13 protein-coding genes, 5 pseudogenes and 1 riboswitch are annotated in these 18,326 nt (G+C 51.2%); of the genes and pseudogenes, 8 read left to right on the forward strand and 10 right to left on the reverse strand.

Annotated elements, in window-relative coordinates; all coding sequences use genetic code 11:
* Positions 1 to 79: 79 nt before the first annotated feature.
* From cdd to metG, 4 genes and pseudogenes are all read right to left on the reverse strand, one after another.
* Positions 80 to 970, reverse strand: coding sequence for a cytidine deaminase (gene cdd, locus KQP84_RS09435; protein WP_215846202.1), 891 nt, complete (start codon positions 968 to 970; stop codon positions 80 to 82).
* 117 nt (positions 971 to 1,087) lie between these two features.
* The gene (locus KQP84_RS09440; protein ID WP_215846203.1) at positions 1,088 to 1,780 is read right to left on the reverse strand and encodes a CidB/LrgB family autolysis modulator; all 693 of its coding nucleotides are present in this window, start codon (positions 1,778 to 1,780) and stop codon (positions 1,088 to 1,090) included.
* A complete protein-coding gene (locus tag KQP84_RS09445) occupies positions 1,773 to 2,162 on the reverse strand; it encodes a CidA/LrgA family protein (protein ID WP_215846204.1) in 390 nt (129 codons plus the stop codon). The genes KQP84_RS09440 and KQP84_RS09445 overlap by 8 nt, the downstream gene beginning before the upstream one ends.
* A 160-nt stretch (positions 2,163 to 2,322) precedes the next feature.
* Positions 2,323 to 4,354 (reverse strand): annotated as a pseudogene (gene metG / locus KQP84_RS09450) (methionine--tRNA ligase).
* Positions 4,355 to 4,517: 163 nt separating this feature from the next.
* On the opposite strand from metG, the gene apbC reads away from it, so the two are divergent.
* Positions 4,518 to 5,630, forward strand: a complete 1,113-nt coding sequence (apbC, locus tag KQP84_RS09455; protein WP_215846205.1) for an iron-sulfur cluster carrier protein ApbC — start codon at positions 4,518 to 4,520, stop codon at positions 5,628 to 5,630.
* On the opposite strand, the pseudogene KQP84_RS09460 reads toward apbC, so the two are convergent.
* Positions 5,627 to 6,081: pseudogene (locus tag KQP84_RS09460) on the reverse strand (GNAT family N-acetyltransferase). The gene apbC and the pseudogene KQP84_RS09460 sit on opposite strands and share 4 nt — an antisense overlap.
* A 337-nt stretch (positions 6,082 to 6,418) precedes the next feature.
* Between KQP84_RS09460 and ahpC the strand changes: the two are divergent.
* Both ahpC and ahpF read left to right on the forward strand, forming a co-directional pair.
* Positions 6,419 to 6,982 (forward strand): alkyl hydroperoxide reductase subunit C, encoded by a 564-nt coding sequence (ahpC, locus tag KQP84_RS09465; RefSeq protein WP_215846206.1) that lies wholly within the window; start codon positions 6,419 to 6,421, stop codon positions 6,980 to 6,982.
* A 71-nt stretch (positions 6,983 to 7,053) separates the two neighbouring features.
* Positions 7,054 to 8,622, forward strand: coding sequence for an alkyl hydroperoxide reductase subunit F (gene ahpF / locus KQP84_RS09470; RefSeq protein ID WP_215846208.1), 1,569 nt, complete (start codon positions 7,054 to 7,056; stop codon positions 8,620 to 8,622).
* Positions 8,623 to 8,672: 50 nt separating this feature from the next.
* Here ahpF and KQP84_RS09475 read toward each other — a convergent pair.
* A pseudogene (locus KQP84_RS09475) lies at positions 8,673 to 9,568 on the reverse strand (AEC family transporter).
* Positions 9,569 to 9,750: 182 nt separating this feature from the next.
* On the reverse strand, positions 9,751 to 9,948 hold the full coding sequence (locus KQP84_RS09480; protein WP_215848240.1) for a hypothetical protein: 198 nt from the start codon (positions 9,946 to 9,948) through the stop codon (positions 9,751 to 9,753).
* Between the two features lie 362 nt (positions 9,949 to 10,310).
* On the opposite strand from KQP84_RS09480, the gene KQP84_RS09485 reads away from it, so the two are divergent.
* Complete coding sequence (locus tag KQP84_RS09485) at positions 10,311 to 10,790, forward strand: Hcp family type VI secretion system effector (protein WP_215846209.1); 480 nt, start codon at positions 10,311 to 10,313, stop codon at positions 10,788 to 10,790.
* 264 nt (positions 10,791 to 11,054) lie between these two features.
* Here the strand turns inward: KQP84_RS09485 and KQP84_RS09490 are convergent, their stop codons facing one another.
* On the reverse strand, positions 11,055 to 11,582 hold the full coding sequence (locus KQP84_RS09490) for a DUF2778 domain-containing protein (protein WP_215846211.1): 528 nt from the start codon (positions 11,580 to 11,582) through the stop codon (positions 11,055 to 11,057).
* Positions 11,583 to 12,184: 602 nt separating this feature from the next.
* On the opposite strand from KQP84_RS09490, the gene KQP84_RS09495 reads away from it, so the two are divergent.
* The 4 genes and pseudogenes from KQP84_RS09495 (at position 12,185) to fbaB (ending at position 15,470) form a co-directional block, all read left to right on the forward strand.
* Positions 12,185 to 12,427 (forward strand): hypothetical protein, encoded by a 243-nt coding sequence (locus KQP84_RS09495; RefSeq protein WP_215846213.1) that lies wholly within the window; start codon positions 12,185 to 12,187, stop codon positions 12,425 to 12,427.
* 135 nt (positions 12,428 to 12,562) lie between these two features.
* A riboswitch (TPP riboswitch) is annotated at positions 12,563 to 12,653 on the forward strand.
* Positions 12,654 to 12,687: 34 nt separating this feature from the next.
* Positions 12,688 to 13,475: pseudogene (thiM, locus tag KQP84_RS09500) on the forward strand (hydroxyethylthiazole kinase).
* Positions 13,472 to 14,272: a bifunctional hydroxymethylpyrimidine kinase/phosphomethylpyrimidine kinase gene (gene thiD / locus KQP84_RS09505; RefSeq protein ID WP_215846215.1), complete on the forward strand. Its 801-nt coding sequence runs from the start codon at positions 13,472 to 13,474 to the stop codon at positions 14,270 to 14,272. Before thiM ends, thiD begins: the two are co-directional and overlap by 4 nt.
* A gap of 145 nt (positions 14,273 to 14,417) precedes the next feature.
* Positions 14,418 to 15,470 (forward strand): class I fructose-bisphosphate aldolase, encoded by a 1,053-nt coding sequence (gene fbaB / locus KQP84_RS09510; RefSeq protein ID WP_215846217.1) that lies wholly within the window; start codon positions 14,418 to 14,420, stop codon positions 15,468 to 15,470.
* A 600-nt stretch (positions 15,471 to 16,070) separates the two neighbouring features.
* Here fbaB and KQP84_RS09515 read toward each other — a convergent pair.
* Together KQP84_RS09515 and KQP84_RS09520 are read right to left on the reverse strand one after the other, a co-directional pair.
* Positions 16,071 to 16,756 (reverse strand): annotated as a pseudogene (locus tag KQP84_RS09515) (GntR family transcriptional regulator).
* Between the two features lie 101 nt (positions 16,757 to 16,857).
* Positions 16,858 to 18,318, reverse strand: a complete 1,461-nt coding sequence (locus KQP84_RS09520) for a mannitol dehydrogenase family protein (protein ID WP_215846218.1) — start codon at positions 18,316 to 18,318, stop codon at positions 16,858 to 16,860.
* Positions 18,319 to 18,326 lie beyond the last annotated feature (8 nt).

Raw genomic sequence — 18,326 nt, forward strand, 5'->3', positions numbered from 1 at the left:
CAGATCCTAGTAATTTTCCCGCAGAAGTACAGCACTTGTTAATAAAAGGTCACAAAACTGCTGGCGGTATGACAAAAGGTTATGCTTTGTGCAATTCAACCTGCAACAGTTCGTTGCAGCCCAGCGCCTGAAGCGTTGCTTGTGTCGCGGCAAACTGACTCAGCGTGGCATCTTTCACTTCCGCTAAAACGGCGCTTTTTACTTGATCGCAGGCTTCACCGTGCATGTTCAGCAGGATCAACGCGGCCTGTAACGGCGGCAGACTTGGATTGAACGCCGCATTTTCAGCATAACGGCCAGTAATGGTTCGCCCTGATGCGGTGATCAGCGCAACACCGCTGTGAGACTGGCTATAAGGCGCATGGCTGGCGTTAGCAGCAGCAACGGCAGCTTGTACCAAGGCATCACCTTCTGCGCGGTAGCCGTGATCCACTTCATCCATCAGTAATTCTGTGATCGCCAGATCGCGTGGGCCAAAGGCATCGGGGAGGTAATCGGCCAGCGTGCTGATTGCGCGTTGAGGCAGGCTGATACGAATCGCGGTGCCGCTGTTCAATTCGTTCATAAACTGACGGCAATGACCACATGGCGTGTAATTTACGGTGATGGTTTCCAGCCGACGCTCACCGCGCAGCCAGGCATGGGTGATTGCGCTCTGCTCAGCGTGAACGGTTTGTTGCAGTGGCGCACCGACGAACTCCATATTGGCACCGAAATACCAGTTGCCGCTGATACCGCGCGCAATAGCCCCGACATTGAAATGCGAAACTGTGGCTACCGCGCAGGCAGCCGCCAGCGGTAACAACGCAAGCGCCAGGTTATCGGTATCCAGTTGCGTTTGCTGTTGCAGATTGGCGACCTGTGTGGCTGTCAGCACAGCGTGAAAATCAGGATCATCCAAAATCGGGCGAAGCGCAGTTTGCAGCGTTGACGGCAACGCGTCGAAAGCAGCGAGGAAACGTGGGTGCATGAAAGCCTCTTAAATCATCAGGAAAAGGTGCCGGATAACGGTTATATGTGATCCTCGTCGCTCTGACAATGCAACCTGGTTTGCTTGTTTCAACTTTGCGAGATCTCTCGCAAAGTTTTAGCCAAACCAGTGCATCATCAGCGGAAAGAGAAAGGGCGCAAGCAGCGAAGTAATAATGCCGCAGATCACCAGCGCCAACGAACTGAAAGCACCTTCCTGAAAATCAACCTCGGCGCTGCGTGCAGTACCCAGCGCGTGCGAAGCATTGCCAATCGCTAGCCCCCGCGCCGCCTTGGTTTTAACCCCCAGCAGGTTAAGCAGCATGTGGCCAAACACCGCCCCTAAAACGCCGGCAATAAGCACGCAGATAGCGCTGATGGCGGGAATACCCTGCAGCGAGCCAGAAACCGCCATCGCAATCGGCGTGGTGACAGATTTAGGCATGATGGTGGCGGCAATCTCAGGTGTTGCACCCATCCATAAGGCAATTGCGGTGCCGGAAACCATGGCAGTCACGCTGCCGATAAAGCAGACGCTGATAATTGATTTCCAGCGAGCACGAATCTGATGCATTTGCTCATACAGCGGTAGCGCGAGCGCAACAACAGCAGGCTGCAACAGCTGATTAAGGATCTGGCTGCCAGCAAAATAGCGGGTGTAAGGAATGTGCAGCAGCAGCAGAATCGGGATGATAATCGCCATGGCGACCAGCAGCGGATTGATCAATGAGATTTTCAATCGCTTAGCCAGTCGACGTGCAATGTAAAAGGCCGCGATGGTCAGCGGCAGCGACCACCAAATATCAATCATCGCGCGGCTCCTTTACAGGACGCGTATGCAGTTTGTGTGTGCTCAATCCCACCACCGTTAACACCAGAAAAGTGCTGACGACGCAGGAGACCACGATTGGCCCAAACTGCTCGGTCAAAATATCGGTATAGCTCATTACGCCTACGCTGATCGGCACAAACAGCAGCGCCATATAACGAATGATGAGATGACACCCGGGTTTAACCCACTTTACCGGCAAAATTCGACAAGCCAGCAGGGCGAATAAGATCAGCATACCAATGATGCTACCGGGAATAGTGATAGGCAGTAACAGCGCGATGCCATTTCCCGCATATAAACAGAGATAAATGATGATGAAGGCGCGCAGGTAGCGCCAGATGACAGACAGCACGGTGGGCATGACAGGCTCCTGTTTTTACTGAACTTCATCATACGCATTAACTGCTTAGCGTGCTAGCGGTCACATTTACGCGGGGAAACGTTGCGTTACTGACTGGAATAAAAGGAGAAAGACGGGTTTGAAGAACACTCTCTCCCGCTGAGGGAGAGAGTGAAAAAGCTTACTTAACCGGCATGCCTGGCACTGCACCGCTGTCCACAGAGAGCACGAACAGATCTTTGCCGCCAGGACCCGCAGAAAGCACCATGCCTTCTGAGATGCCAAAGCGCATTTTACGCGGTGCCAGGTTGGCAACGATGATGGTCATTTTGCCGACCAATACCGAAGGATCGGGATAGGCTGCGCGAATGCCAGAGAAAATCTGACGCTTCTCGCCGCCCACATCCAACTCCAGACGCAGCAGTTTGTCAGAGCCTTCGACCAGCTCAGCTTTCTCGATCAGCGCAACACGCATATCAACTTTAGCGAAGTCATCAATGGTAATGGCATCACCAATCGGTGCATCGGCCAGCGGGCCGGTGGCCGCAGGTTTGTTCGCGACTGCAGCATCTTCTTTTGACGCTTCAATCAGACCATTTACTTTGGTCATTTCAATGCGGCTATAAAGTGCTTTAAACGGTGCCACCTGATGATCCAGCAGCGGTTGCTGAATGGCATCCCAGCTTAGCGCTGAGTTTAGGAACGCTTCGGTGCGTTCGCTCAGCGATGGCAGCACGGGCTTCAGCCAGGTCATCAATACGCGGAACATGTTGATGCCCATAGAACAGATCGCCTGCAGGTCAGCATCGCGGCCTTCCTGCTTAGCCACCACCCAAGGAGCCTGCTCGTCAACGTAACGGTTGGCGATATCGGCCAGCGCCATAATCTCACGGATAGCACGGCTGAATTCGCGGTTCGCCCAGGCTTCACCAATTTTCTCTGAGGCATCCAGGAAAGTTTGATACAGCGCCGGATCGGCCAGTTCGCTGGCGAGCTTGCCGTCGAAACGCTTGGTGATAAAGCCCGCGTTACGTGAAGCCAGATTCACCACTTTATTCACGATGTCAGCATTCACGCGCTGAACGAAATCTTCCAGATTCAGGTCGATATCATCGATGCGGGAAGAGAGCTTCGCTGCGTAGTAATAACGCAGGCTGTCGGCATCAAGGTGTTGCAACCAGGTGCTGGCCTTGATGAAGGTGCCGCGTGATTTGGACATCTTCGCACCGTTTACGGTCACATAGCCGTGAACGAACAGGTTGTTTGGCTTGCGGAAGTTGCTGCCTTCCAGCATCGCTGGCCAGAACAGGCTGTGGAAGTAAACGATATCTTTACCGATAAAGTGATAGAGCTCAGTGGTGGAATCTTTTTCCAGAACTCATCAAAGTCGATGTCGCCGCGCTTGTCGCACAGATTTTTGAATGAGCCCATGTAACCAATTGGCGCATCCAGCCAGACGTAGAAATATTTGCCCGGCGCATCGGGAATTTCAAAGCCGAAATACGGCGCATCGCGGGAGATATCCCACTGTTGCAGGCCCGACTCAAACCACTCCTGCATTTTATTAGCGACCTGCTCTTGCAGCGCGCCGGAACGTGTCCAGGCTTGCAGCATTTCGCTGAACGAAGGCAGATCAAAAAAGAAATGTTCAGAGTCACGCATTTCCGGTGTCGCACCAGAAACCACCGATTTAGGCTCAATCAGCTCAGTTGGGCTGTAAGTTGCGCCACAAACTTCGCAGTTATCGCCATACTGATCGGGTGACTTACAATTCGGGCAGGTGCCTTTTACAAAGCGATCGGGCAGGAACATGCCTTTTTCAGGATCGTAAAGCTGAGAAATGACGCGGTTTTTAATGAAACCGTTCTCTTTCAGGCGGCCATAAATCAGTTCTGACAGCTGACGGTTTTCATCGCCATGCGTCGAGTGATAATTGTCATAGCTGACATTGAAACCCGCGAAATCCGCTTCATGCTCTTGTTTCATTTCAGCAATCATCTGCTCCGGCTCAATGCCAAGCTGCTGCGCTTTAAGCATAATTGGCGTGCCGTGCGCATCATCAGCGCAGATGAAATAAACCTGATTGCCACGCATTCGTTGGTAACGCACCCAAATGTCTGCCTGGATATGCTCGAGCATGTGGCCGAGATGGATTGAACCGTTCGCGTAAGGCAGTGCGCACGTTACCAGAATTTTTTAGCGACTTGAGTCATAGTTTGCGTAGCTTTCTGTTGATTGAAAAAACGGGCTTAGATGTTAACCGAAGCCTACTCCGGCGTAAACACAAGCGGCGTACGCTTCATCATCGTGGGCTTCTGATAGTATTGACAATACACCGCTGAAATACAGCGTTAGAAAAATGAAAAAGGAGTGGGGATGACATCACAATCCCGAGAACCGCATACACCTGAAGCTCTGCGCGCCGTTGTTGTCGGCGTGCTGAACAGCTTTGAACATCCAACCCTCAAACGCAACCTTACCGCGATCAAGGCGCTGCACTATGTTGCTCAGCTGGATGGCAAACTGCATATCGAGCTGATTATGCCCTTTGCCTGGACCAGTGCCTTTGAGGAGCTGAAAGCGCAAACCAGCTCTGAGCTGCTGCGTTTAACCGGTACGCGCGCCATTGACTGGCGGCTCAACCACGATATTGCCACTCTGAAGCGCGTGAAAGGTCAGGCGGGTGTAAAAGGGGTAAAAAATATCGTTGCCGTCAGTTCTGGCAAGGGCGGCGTCGGTAAATCCAGTACCGCTGTCAATATGGCGCTGGCTCTCGCGGCAGAAGGCGCACGCGTGGGTATTCTGGATGCTGATATTTATGGTCCTTCCGTGCCCACCATGCTTGGCACTGAAAATGAACGTCCAACCTCGCCGGATGGCACGCACATGGCACCGATTATGGCGCATGGCCTGGCCACCAACTCTATCGGTTATCTGGTCACCGATGATAACGCGATGGTGTGGCGCGGGCCGATGGCCAGTAAGGCACTGATGCAGCTGCTGAACGAAACGTTGTGGCCCGAACTCGATTACCTGGTGCTGGATATGCCGCCAGGAACCGGTGATATTCAGCTCACGCTGGCACAAAATGTTCCGGTAACGGGTGCGCTGGTAGTGACCACGCCGCAAGACATTGCGCTGATTGACGCACGCAAAGGCTTGGTCATGTTTGAAAAAGTGAATGTGCCGGTGCTGGGTATTGTGGAAAACATGAGCATTCACATTTGCAGTAACTGTGGCTTTCACGAACCGATTTTCGGTACCGGCGGCGCTGAAAAACTGGCAGAAGATTACGGTACGCGATTACTGGCGCAGCTGCCGCTGCATATTAATCTGCGTGAAGATTTGGACGACGGTGAACCCACGGTTATTCGTCGCCCTGAGAGTGAGTTTACTGCGCTCTATCGCCAGTTAGCCGGGCGGGTTGCCGCTCAGCTTTACTGGCAAGGCGACGTCATTCCTGACGACATCGCCTTCCGCGCGATTTAACCCACGCCCGATCCGCTGGCGAACGCTGACGCCAGCGGATAATGCATCAAGACATATTTCCCTGATCGCCTTCACCCTGCGCAATCATTTGCCAGCCGTGTTGCAGGTAAAATGCCTGCGCCGCTTTATTCATTTGCAAGCATTTCAATGCACCCGTTGAGGTAAAGCGCGCTTGCACCGCTTCCAGTAAGGCGCTGCCGACGCCACGTCCTTGATAATCGGGATCAACATACAGGCTGTGCAGAAAGTTATCGTTCTCTAGCAATCCTGCAAAACCCACACGATGTCCCTCTAACTCAGCGACCAATATCGTTTCGCCAATAATCACTGCATCGAAATCCTCAAGCTTCCAATGGCTGCCATCAATCCAGTGCCAGTTTTCACGGCGTGAAGCTAAAAAGAGGGTGCGTAGGAAAGGGCGATCGGATTCAGTAAACAATCGAATGTGCACAAGTCAGCTCCTAAAAACATCTTTTCTACAAAGCTAGCAGCTAAGTTGAGAAATGATAAACCGCGTTAATACAGCGAGATTACGTGTAAACTGCGCAGCGGTGCCATTTACTCGTCTTACTTCCCGTTGCAGATCTGCTGGCTGTTCGCACGCATCCCCTTTGAGCCAAATCCTAAGGTTCGCGCGCTTGCCGCCTTTTGCAACGCGGATTAGGTAGAGTAAAGATTGATAAGATCGGCGTTTGATAGCTTTCGTTTATTTGATTGATAACGACTGCATATTAGATGTTGGCCCAAAAATTCTGTAACGTGCATCACATCTTTTAACGGAGGCCATCATGTCTATTATCAATACCAAAATTAAGCCGTTTAAAAACGCAGCATTCAAAAACGGCGAATTCATCGACGTAACCGAGAAAGACGTTGAAGGTAAATGGAGTGTTTTCTTCTTCTATCCAGCTGACTTCACCTTCGTTTGCCCAACTGAACTGGGTGATGTTGCTGATCATCACGAAGAATTCCAGAAACTGGGCGTAGATATCTATTCTGTTTCTACCGACACCCACTTTACCCACAAAGCCTGGCACGGTTCTTCTGACACCATCGCAAAAATCAAGTATGCGATGATCGGCGACCCAACTGGCGCGCTGACCCGCAACTTCGAAATCATGCGTGAAGCAGAAGGTCTGGCCGATCGTGGTACCTTCATCGTTGACCCAGAAGGCATCATTCAGGCAATCGAAATCACTGCTGAAGGCATTGGCCGTGACGCATCTGACCTGATTCGCAAAGTTAAAGCGGCTCAGTATGTGGCTTCTCACCCAGGTGAAGTGTGCCCAGCTAAGTGGAAAGAAGGCGAAGCAACGCTGGCTCCATCTCTGGATCTGGTTGGCAAAATCTAATCCCGCTTTAGCCCTTCGATCTTTCTCTCATCGGGTGCTACGGCACCCGATTTTTTGACCAGGAACTCACTATGCTCGACACAAATTTGAAAACCCAACTCAAGGCCTATCTTGAGAAATTAACCAAGCCTGTTGAGTTGATTGCCACACTGGATGATGGCGCGAAATCAGCAGAGATTCGTGATCTGTTGGTCGATATCGCGGGACTTTCTGAGAAAGTCAGCTTCCGTGAAGAGAACGATCGTCAGGTTCGTAAACCCTCATTTTTAATTACTAATCCAGGCGCAAATCACGGTCCACGTTTTGCGGGTTCGCCGTTAGGCCACGAATTTACTTCACTGGTGCTGGCATTGCTGCAGACCGGTGGACATCCATCCAAAGAAGCGCAGAGCCTGTTAGATCAGGTTACTGAGCTGGATGGCGACTTCCATTTCGAAACTTACTATTCGCTGTCTTGCCACAACTGCCCTGACGTCGTTCAGGCGCTGAACCTGATGGCCGTGTTGAATCCGCGCATCAGCCACACCGCGATTGACGGTGGCCTGTTCCAGAACGAGATTCAGGAACGCAACATCATGGGCGTGCCAGCGGTTTACCTGAACGGTAAAGAATTTGGTCAGGGCCGTTTGAGCCTGGCGGAGATTGTCAGCAAAGTAGACACCAACGCGGATAAGCGTGCGGCAGAAGAGTTAAACAAACGTGAAGCCTACGAAGTGCTGATCGTCGGCAGCGGCCCAGCGGGCGCAGCGGCAGCGATTTACTCCGCACGTAAAGGCATCCGCACCGGTTTGATGGGTGAACGTTTTGGTGGTCAGGTGCTCGACACCGTTGATATCGAAAACTACATCTCCGTACCAAAAACGGAAGGTGCAAAACTGGCGGGCTCACTGCGCGCACACGTTGATGATTACAACGTTGATGTGATTGAAAGTCAGAGCGCCATCAAACTGATCCCGGCTGCGGTCGAAGGCGGTTTGCATGCGATTGAAACCGCGTCTGGTGCAGTGCTGAAATCTCGCAGCATTATCCTGGCGACCGGCGCACGCTGGCGCAATATGGGTGTGCCGGGCGAAGAAGAATATCGCACTAAAGGCGTGACTTACTGCCCACACTGCGATGGTCCACTGTTCAAAGGCAAACGCACAGCTGTGATTGGCGGCGGTAACTCTGGTGTTGAAGCGGCAATTGATCTGGCAGGTATTGTTGAGCACGTCACCCTGTTGGAGTTTGCTGGTGAAATGCGCGCCGATCAGGTGCTGCAGGATAAACTGCGCAGCTTGAAAAATGTTGACGTGATTCTGAATGCACAGACCACGGAAGTGAAAGGCGATGGCAGTAAAGTGACCGGTTTACAATATATTGACCGCACCAACCAGACCACGCATGAGCTGCCGCTGTCCGGTATCTTTGTTCAGATTGGTTTGCTGCCAAACACACCATGGCTGGAAGGCGCGGTTGAGCGTAACAAGATGGGCGAGATCATCATCGACGCAAAATGCGAAACCACTCTGAAAGGCGTGTTTGCTGCGGGTGACTGCACCACCGTACCGTACAAGCAAATCATCATCGCCAGCGGTGAAGGCGCCAAAGCCTCACTCAGCGCTTTTGATTATTTAATTCGTACGCAATCAGCTGAGTAATTAACACACTCGCTACGCAATAACCCCGGAACCTCTGTTCTGGGGTTTTTTTAGTATCCCGCTAACGACATGAGCATCATCCACACCGGCGTGGTTATGGCTGCAAATATCGTGGAAAACAGCATGCTGGCCGCTGCCGGGCCGGTAATGACATTGAACTTCTGCGACATCAAATAAACATTCACACCCACCGCCATTGAACCCAACAACACCACTACTTTGCTCTCCAGCGGCGGTAAATCAGTTAACCACGCAATAGCCCACACCGTCATCGGTTGCAGAATCAGCTTCAGCAGACAAATGGTATAACTCTCTTTTAATCCTTCACGCACCCGGTAATGCGCCAGGCTCATGCCCAGCGTGATCAGCGAGAGCGGTGCGGCGATGGAGGCCAGCATGCGTAGCGGTTCCGCCGCAATTAACGGCAGGGGGCGCTGTAAAAAACTCCAAATCGTGCCGCTTAAAATGCCGATGATCAACGGATTTTTCAGCACGCTAATCAAGGTAAGGCCTAAACCTTTTAAGGATAAATTGCCGTGCTTAGCCCATTCCACAGAAAGGGTGAGCAGCGTCCAGAGAATCAGGCTGTTAAACACCAATACCAGCGCCACCGAAGGCAGCGCTTCGGCTCCCAACAGCGCCGTTGCTACGGGAATACCCAGCATCACGTTATTTGAGAAAATGCCGCCGAGTGCAAACACCGAACCGGCAACCCCATCTAGCTTAAATAAGCGTGTCGCGAGAGCACGCCCAACGATAAACACCAGCAAGCAGCTACCGAAAAAGCCAGCAACAGGCGAAAGTCCACCGGTGGGCTTTTATAAAAATCGCTCATGACGCGAAATAACATGCAGGGCAGGGCGACGTTGAACACAAAGCGGTTCATGCCCTCGCTGATGCTGGCAGGCCATTTACCAAAGCGGGTCAGACAAAAACCGATAAAAATGAGTACAAACAGCGGGGCTGACAAATAGATCTGATGACTTAGCGTATCCAACAAGGTAGACATAGGCGACTGAAGGTAAGTGTCTCAATAGTTTTAAGACTAACAGGTTGTCGCTGAAGGTGTAACCTGCTGAATGGCTTAAGGTAGGTAACGCGTCGGCACGTTATCCTTGAACGGTAAAACTAACCCAACCAGCGACGTGCTTGTTCATCGCTGATATCGCGGTAATAAATCCGATGGATCATCTCACCGCAACTTTTGCAGCTGGCAGTAATATAAGTAGAAAGATAAGTTCGGCCATTAGGCGAAACTGCACCCTGACGGGTAATATTAATCTGGTGCCAGCGGTGCCGATGGGGAATAAACGCTAAGAATCGCATCATACTTCCTGAAAGTATAAAGTTCCGTCTTTATTATGTTCTTAACTCCATGAAATAAGTGCTTTTTGCTCTGTGTTTTGCGCAGGTTCTTTATTATTTATAATTCAGATAGCAATGGGATTTAATTAAATTACCGTTATGAGCTATTTCTGATTAAATTATTTCCGTTTGTTTTTAAACCCGCTGCATTAAGCCTGTTTTTAAGGGGGAAAGGGTTGATCGAGATCATGCGATACGCTTCAAGATAACATTTATCTACCTTGCTTTAGTTTTCACGCTTCCTTATGCTGCAAGCCGTAACAATGACTCGGGGTGCCGCTTTCTACCAGGAAAGGGCTAACAATAAAAGGACGAAGTAACATATGCCAATTCCAGCTTACCTATGGCTTAAAGACGATGGCGGCGCATTGATCAAAGGCTCTGTTGACGTTCATGGACGTGAAAACAGCATCGAAGTGCAGGGTTTTGCACACGGTGTAACTCTTCCTGTTGACCCGACCACTGGCAAAATCACCGCCACTCGTTCACATATGCCTGTCAGTTTTGAGAAGGAATTCGATGCATCAAGCCCGTATCTTTTCAAGGCTGTGACAACGGGACAAACACTCAAATCTGCCGAAATCAAATGGTATCGCATTAGCGATGCAGGCCAAGAGGTTGAATATTTCAATATGCTCTTCGAAGGCGTGAAGATCGTTTCTGTTTTGCCGGGGATGGCAAACATCAAAGCTAGCAGCGGGCAAACTAATCACGTTGAATCGGTTGCAATGATGTATGAAAAAGTGACCTGGCGTTACACTGATGGCAATATCCAGCACTCTGATGCATGGAATGAAAGATAAAATAAACTGGGCTAAGCCCGGTTCTTATATTTCTTAAATAAAAACAGAGATATAATCATAGTTAGTATTGTTTCGATGAGAGACATTGCCACCAACATTTGACCAAATGCTCCTTCAGCATCGTGAAAGCCTAATTCAGATGTAAAATCAATAAACCACGAGGTGTTAGATTTAATTACTGGTATAAATATTCTATAGTTCAACCACATAAATAAAAAAAACATCAAGGCGAAGGATAGCGTCTTCTTCGGAATCACTGATGATTTAGCACACACCGGAAACTCCTCCGTCGATTACTTCAATTGTTCCATACGAATACAATTGTGTTCCGGGGATGTTTGTATTTCCATATGTATAAGTCATTAGCGCCTGCCTTATTTTAATGAAGTCACTACGGTGCTGTAATGTTATACATCCCTGAGAAATCCCTGCCGGACCAATTGGATGCAATCTAAAATTCCCCCTTTCTACGCCATCAATGAATGTTTTGTCATCAACGTATGAATCTTGTCTAAATAGTCCAAACCATTCCGCGTGAATTACGGGGGTATCCGTTGGCCATGTCCAAGCCTCACGGCTCATTGTGTACAGCATGGACTTAAACCCATTAACAGGACGTTTCACGATGTGATAGCGACCAAGCGGGATCGGCCCTTTAAAAGGTACAGCGGCACATGCGGCATTGTTGCGATACTGATCATTGCCAGAAAACGCCATAAAGTGCCCTATACCTGGTAGTATGAGGGGAGAGAATTGTGCGCCTGTAAGAATGAACTTTCCGTTGATTGCCATTTGGCTTTAATCCCTTATTAGTAAACCAATCTTATTATAAGGTTTTTATTGCTGATTTAAAGAAATCATCAGAATTAACAATGTATTAATTACAATTTCAAAAGCTTTTAGCACGGTGGTAGGCTCTGCCAGAGGCTCAGTCACGCTCCCTAAAGAGTACTTGGTTAACCTCATCACAACGCGTTTGGTGAGTATTGCCTGATAGGGGGTAGGTAGGGAGGCAAGGGAAATAAATTACATTTGCTGAGATAAAATTTAGGATCGTCTTTTTAATACATAAATTAGCTGGGGCCTCAGCCCCAACTCCTGACAGATTCATCAATCGACGTTCTAGAGGTATTTGATGGTTTCTTATCGCAGGTTAACGACGGAACTAAAGGACGCTATAGCAACCTTCGCCGTGGGATTGTTTTTGCAGGTTCTGATGCATACAGCAAGTTACGTTTTCATACGTCGATGAAAAGTGCATTCCAATATGTTAGTCCACTTGATGAAGGAAATATCATTACACAGAGACGTGAAATCTTACCCAATGTTCAAACATTCACAATTCCTGGCATTGCAGTTGACGTAATTAAAATCACAGACCCACTTCTAACATAATGGCGAAGATTAATATTCAAGATGACGAAGGCAATAGCCTTATCATCGACAAAATCAACGACAGAATGTTGGTTAGCTTGATTAATATCAGCCGATTAGCAGCACATTACAAAATAACTCCGCAACTTGTAGCCTTAAGAACCTGCAAAACATTTATTGATGGTGAAGAGAAGCCTTACCGGAGTTTGGTACGGCGATTAACTCGCCAGTTAGAAAATAGAGTAAAACGCCTTAATGATTGATCCTCGCACTGCGAGGATTTTTTGTATAGGGCTTCTGCGCGTTATCAAAGCGGTCAAAGCGGTTTACAAGCTGGGATCAACTCACCTATGATTGCACTGAGTGATTGAGCAATCATTATCAAAATATGCTTATCTATCAATGACTAGGGGTGCCTTTTGGGCTGAGATATACCCTTTGAACCTGATCTGGATTAATGCCAGCGTAGGGAAGTCTGATGCCTGACCGCATTTGCCTTCTTGTTCGCCGGTTGGGAGTTATGATGACACATCAACCTGAACACCTTTCTGACGCGCACGTCGCGCGTATCCTGCATCAATTTCGCCAACACGCGCCGCTGGTTCATTGCATGACCAATGATGTCGTGCAAACCTTCACGGCCAATGTACTGCTGGCGCTCAACGCGTCGCCTGCCATGGTTATCGATCCTGAAGAAGCTGCGCAATTCAGCGGTTTTGCCGACGCGTTGCTGATTAATGTGGGCACCTTAACGCAGGATCGTCAACTCGCTATGCAAGCCGCCGTTACCGCCGCCAATCAAGCTGGCACGCCATGGACACTTGATCCGGTTGCGGTGGGCGCGCTCACGTTACGCAGCGCATTCTGCCAGCAATTGCTGAGTCAAAAACCCGCCGCTATTCGCGGTAATGCCTCTGAAATTTTAGCGCTAGCACAGCAAGCTGCGGGCGGGCGAGGCGTTGATAGTCTGCATCAGGCCGATGCCGCAGTGGCAGCCGCTCAGCAGCTTGCTCACGATTATCACACCCTTGTGATCGTCACCGGCGAAGTTGATTACGCCACTGATGGCTTACGCACCTTAACCATTTCCGGCGGTAGTCCACTGATGACACGCGTAGTCGGCACGGGCTGCGCGTTATCGGCGGTAGTTGCCGCTTTCAGCAGCCTGCCGGGCGATGGCTTGCTCAACGTTGCCTGTGCATGTCGGGTGATGGCGCTGGCAGGGAAAAAGCGGCGGCGCAAGCGCAAGGGCCGGGCACCTTTGTCGCCGCGTTCCTTGATGCGTTATGGATGCTGGAGGTGGCAGCATGAAGCGCATTAACGCCTTAACCATCGCCGGCACCGATCCCAGTGGCGGAGCCGGGATCCAGGCCGATCTCAAAGCTTTCTCTGCGTTAGGCGCTTATGGCACTAGCGTTATTACTGCGCTGGTGGCGCAAAATACCTGCGGCGTGCAATCGGTTTACCGCGTGGATCCTGACTTTGTCACGGCGCAGTTGGATTCAGTGCTGGATGATGTGCGCATCGATAGCGCGAAAATCGGCATGTTAGCGGAAACCGCGATTGTGGAGCGCGTGGCTCAGCGCCTGAAACGAGCCAGTTTACCCTTTGTCGTGCTGGATACGGTGATGGTGGCCAAGAGCGGCGATGCACTGCTTTCACCGGATGCGATTGCCAGCGTGCGTGAACTGTTATTGCCACAGGTTTCACTGATTACCCCGAATTTGCCAGAAGCCGCCGCGCTGTTGAATTGTGCAATTGCGCACAACGAAGATGAAATGCTGACGCAGGGTGAAGCGCTGCTGGCGTTGGGTTGTCAGGCGGTGCTGATGAAAGGGGGACACCTGAGCGATGAGGAAAGCCCGGACTGGCTGATTACGCGCTCAGCTCAGCAACGTTTTACCGCACCTCGTGTGAATACGCGTCACACACATGGCACCGGTTGTACGCTTTCGGCGGCGCTAGCGGCGCTGCGTCCGCGCCATCAAAACTGGCAGGAGACATTAACGGAAGCCAAAGCCTGGTTGCAGCAAGCCTTGTTACACGCTGATTCACTGGAAGTGGGCAAAGGCATTGGGCCGGTGCATCACTTCCATCAATGGTGGTAAGGAGAGAGACTAAAACGGGGCTTTTTCCTGGGGATCCGTCTGAAAAATGGAGTCAGCAATTTGCGTCATAGCGTGAATAAGGTCCAGGCTGTGGGGGTCGAATCGGCGGGTGCCGGTTCACCCTCGACAGCTAACAGGAGTTGACATGACGGACATCGTACAGTTATTGGGCAAAGAAGCGGATTCCCTTCTTCAACATCGCTGCATGACCCTTCCAGCGGAAAGCCTGTATTTACCAGGCGCGGATTTCGTTGATCGGGTAATGATCGACAACAACCGTTCTCCTGCGGTACTGCGCAATATGCAAACGCTGTATAACACCGGTCGCCTGGCGGGAACCGGTTATCTCTCTATTCTGCCGGTCGATCAGGGTGTGGAGCATTCAGCTGGCGCCTCGTTTGCCGCTAATCCGCACTATTTCGATCCCAAAAACATTGTTGAACTGGCGATCGAAGCGGGCTGTAATTGCGTAGCATCAACCTACGGTGTATTGGCTTCCGTATCGCGTCGTTATGCGCACCGCATTCCATTTTTAATGAAGCTTAACCACAACGAAACGCTGAGTTATCCGGCGCAATACGATCAAACGCTGTATGCCAGCGTCGATCAGGCGTTCAACATGGGCGCGGTAGCGGTTGGCGCGACTATTTACTTCGGTTCAGAGCAATCACGCCGCCAAATTGAAGAAATTTCTGCGGCTTTTGAGCGCGCACATGAATTGGGCCTGGTCACAGTATTGTGGGCTTACCTGCGCAATAACGATTTCAAAAAGGATGGTGTGGATTATCACTCCAGTGCGGATTTAACGGGTCAGGCGAACCATTTGGCGGCGACGATTGGTGCCGACATCGTTAAGCAGAAAATGGCGGAAAACAACGGCGGCTATAACGCGGTGAAATTTGGTCATACCGATGAGCGCGTTTACACCAAGCTGACTACTGAAAATCCCATCGATTTGGTGCGTTATCAGTTAGCAAACTGCTATATGGGCCGCGCCGGGTTGATCAATTCGGGTGGCGCGTCAGCGGGTGAAACAGATATTGCCGAATCAGTGCGTACCGCCGTTATTAACAAACGTGCCGGTGGCATGGGATTGATTCTGGGACGTAAGGCGTTTAAGAAATCGTTGAAGGATGGCGTCGCGCTGATAAATGCAGTGCAGGATGTTTATCTGTCAAAAGAGGTGACGATTGCGTAAGAGGTGAGTCCTCTGCGCGCTGCCCCCATCCCGGCCTTCCCCGCGAAGCGGGAAGGAGACGCTGCCACATGTCGTCTCATCACTAACATAAAGCAGCATCTTCCTCCCCCATTTTATGGGGGAGGACCGAGGTGGGGGCAAACGACCTCGCACTTCAGAGGATTGAGGTGGGGGACAAACGGCCTCGCACTTCAGAGGATTGAGGTGGTGGCAAACGATCTCTGCGCGCTGCCCCCCATCCCGGCCTTCCCCCGCGAAGCGGGGAAGGAGACGCTGCCACATGCCGTCTCATCACTAACATAAAGCAGCGTCTTCCTCCCCCATTTATGGGGGAGGATTGAGGTGGGGGACAAACGGCCTCGCACTTCAGAGGATTGAGGTGGTGGCAAACGATCTCTGCGCGCTGTCCCCCATCCCGGCCTTCCCCGCGAAGCGGGAAGGAGACGCTGCCACATGCCGTCTCATCACTAACATAAAGCAGCATCTTCCTCCCCCATTTATGGGGAGGACCGAGGTGGGGGACAAACGGCCTCGCACTTCAGAGGATTGAGGTGGGGGACAAACGGCCTCGCACTTTAAAAGAATAAGGGGACAAACGACTCAAGGCCCTTCAAACCATTCACTGTTGCGTTCGGCAATGGGCGTTATCGAGAAAATCATCTCTTGTAGATGGCGGCGCATCGCTGCTTCTGCGGCATCGGCATCATGAGCTTGTAGCGCTGCGAAAATTTCCTGATGCTGCTCAATCAGACTTTCCGGGGAGAAACTTCACTCAAGGTTAAAAAGCGCACCCGATCCATCGCCGCCTTGATATTTTCCACCGTTTCCCACGCCAGCGTGCAGTTGATGCTCTCAGCAATTAAACGGTGAAACTCATCATCCAGGCTAAGAAATGCCTGGCTGTCATGCCGCTCAGCAGCCATTTTTTGCAACTGCAAATTGTGTTCCAGCGCCATCAAAGCCGGCGACGCGATCTCCACTGCGGCACGGCGAACCACCGCAATCTCCACTGCTTCGCGGATGAAACGCCCATCGGCTACGCGTTTAGCGGAAATCTTACGCACGAAGGTGCCACGTTGTGGCAGCACCTGTACCAATCCGGCTTCTGCCAGCTTAATAAAAGCTTCACGTACCGGCTGACGTGAAACATTGAAGCGAGCAGAAACTTCTTTCTCAGAGAGCAACGAACCGGGTTGAATCACACAGGTGACGATATCTTTGCGCAGATAACGGTAAATCTGCTGGTTCACTGGCTCGCTGGTGGTAATGGTATAAGCGATCGTCATGCGGCAATGTCCATATTACGGCTGACATAAGCCAGCCCGTAGAGAAAGAATCAGTCTAATCAGCACGCTGCATCTGCGCCAGTGCTTTTGCTACCGAACAATCATGCCGCGTTCATTATTTGATGTACGGTAGCGCGGGCGCCTTGCTGCACCAGTTGCTGATAAAAATGCGTTAATCGGGCAACAAAGTCACCATTTTGTGCCAAATCTTCGCCAAACACCGCGTTCATCCCCAACAAAGCCCGCACGCGAGCTTCACCGTCTTCGCTGTTTTTCACACACTCGGCCAGCGCATTTTTCAGAGGATCTCGTATCTCAATCGGCTGGCCTTGTTCATCTACACCGCCGACATAACGCATCCAGGCGGCAACGCCAAGCAGCAGCAGGTCGCAGCGGCTGCCGTTACGCAGATGCCAGCGCAGACTATCCAATATCCGTTGCGGCAACTTTTGGGTGCCATCGGTAGCGATCTGATAAGTACGATGTTTAATCGCGCGGTTTTCATAGCGGGCGATTAACGAGTCGGCGTAGGCTTGCAAATCTACCCCTTGAGTGCGCAAGGTTGGCGCTTGCTCATCCACCATTAATGCGCGAGCGGCGGCCCGGAAGTGGCTGTCATTCATGCAATCGCTGATGTGTTCGTAGCCCGCCAAAAAACCCAAATAGGCGAGGAATGAATGGCTACCATTCAGCATCCGCAGCTTCATCTCTTCAAAAGGCAGTACATCGTTTACCAGTTCGGCACCGGCTTTTTCCCACGCTGGGCGGCCGCTGACAAAGTTATCTTCAACCACCCACTGAAAAAACGGCTCTGCTTCTACGGCCACCGGATCCTCCGAACCCAGACGCGCGGTGAGCTGCTCGAAAGCGCTTTCAGTCATGGCAGGTACAATGCGATCAACCATCGTGGAAGGGAAAGTGATGTGGTGCTGAATGTAGTCGGCTAAATCGTCATCCTGACGCTGCGCCAGTTGCACAATCACATTGCGCGTGACATGGCCATTTTCCGGCATATTGTCACAAGACATCACGCTAAACGGCGCTAACCCGGCGTCGCGACGGCGGCGGATTGCCGCCAGTATCAGGCCAGGCAAAGAGCGTGGCGCGTCTGGCTGGGCAAGGTCATGCACGATATCAGGGTGATCTGGATTGAGATCACCGCTGGCAGGTAAATGGCAATAACCCTTTTCCGTTACGGTCATCGAAACAATGGCGACGTCTGGCTGGCTCATGGCGTCAATCACCGCCTCGATTCCGTCGCCTTTGCCGTGCAGCGCAGCAGTGATCACGCCAATTACGCGGGTATTCAGCGAGTCGTCGGCCATCTCTGTCACGGTGTAGAGCAAATCCTGTTCACGCAGCGCCTGAATAAGTGCGCCGCTGTTGAGATTCACTTCGCAATAGCCCCAATCTGAACCTTGCTCAGCCAGCTTGTCGCTGCACAGCGCCTGATGGGCGCGGTGGAAGGCGCCAAAGCCAATATGCACCATACGCGTTTTAAGTTTGCTACGGTCGTAGCGCGGGCGCTGAACGTCAGCGGGAAGGCGATCGATATCTAACATAGTCTGTC

The sequence above is a fragment of the Candidatus Pantoea bituminis genome, assembly GCF_018842675.1.
GTDB lineage: Bacteria > Pseudomonadota > Gammaproteobacteria > Enterobacterales > Enterobacteriaceae > Pantoea > Pantoea phytostimulans.

Bases quoted from the DNA above. Each gene is read 5' to 3' on its own strand.
- cdd (WP_215846202.1), bottom strand. From the start codon at position 970: ATGCACCCACGTTTCCTCGCTGCTTTCGACGCGTTGCCGTCAACGCTG.
- KQP84_RS09440 (WP_215846203.1), bottom strand. From the start codon at position 1,780: ATGATTGATATTTGGTGGTCGCTGCCGCTGACCATCGCGGCCTTTTAC.
- KQP84_RS09445 (WP_215846204.1), bottom strand. From the start codon at position 2,162: ATGCCCACCGTGCTGTCTGTCATCTGGCGCTACCTGCGCGCCTTCATC.
- apbC (WP_215846205.1), top strand. From the start codon at position 4,518: ATGACATCACAATCCCGAGAACCGCATACACCTGAAGCTCTGCGCGCC.
- ahpC (WP_215846206.1), top strand. From the start codon at position 6,419: ATGTCTATTATCAATACCAAAATTAAGCCGTTTAAAAACGCAGCATTC.
- ahpF (WP_215846208.1), top strand. From the start codon at position 7,054: ATGCTCGACACAAATTTGAAAACCCAACTCAAGGCCTATCTTGAGAAA.
- KQP84_RS09480 (WP_215848240.1), bottom strand. From the start codon at position 9,948: ATGCGATTCTTAGCGTTTATTCCCCATCGGCACCGCTGGCACCAGATT.
- KQP84_RS09485 (WP_215846209.1), top strand. From the start codon at position 10,311: ATGCCAATTCCAGCTTACCTATGGCTTAAAGACGATGGCGGCGCATTG.
- KQP84_RS09490 (WP_215846211.1), bottom strand. From the start codon at position 11,582: ATGGCAATCAACGGAAAGTTCATTCTTACAGGCGCACAATTCTCTCCC.
- KQP84_RS09495 (WP_215846213.1), top strand. From the start codon at position 12,185: ATGGCGAAGATTAATATTCAAGATGACGAAGGCAATAGCCTTATCATC.
- thiD (WP_215846215.1), top strand. From the start codon at position 13,472: ATGAAGCGCATTAACGCCTTAACCATCGCCGGCACCGATCCCAGTGGC.
- fbaB (WP_215846217.1), top strand. From the start codon at position 14,418: ATGACGGACATCGTACAGTTATTGGGCAAAGAAGCGGATTCCCTTCTT.
- KQP84_RS09520 (WP_215846218.1), bottom strand. From the start codon at position 18,318: ATGTTAGATATCGATCGCCTTCCCGCTGACGTTCAGCGCCCGCGCTAC.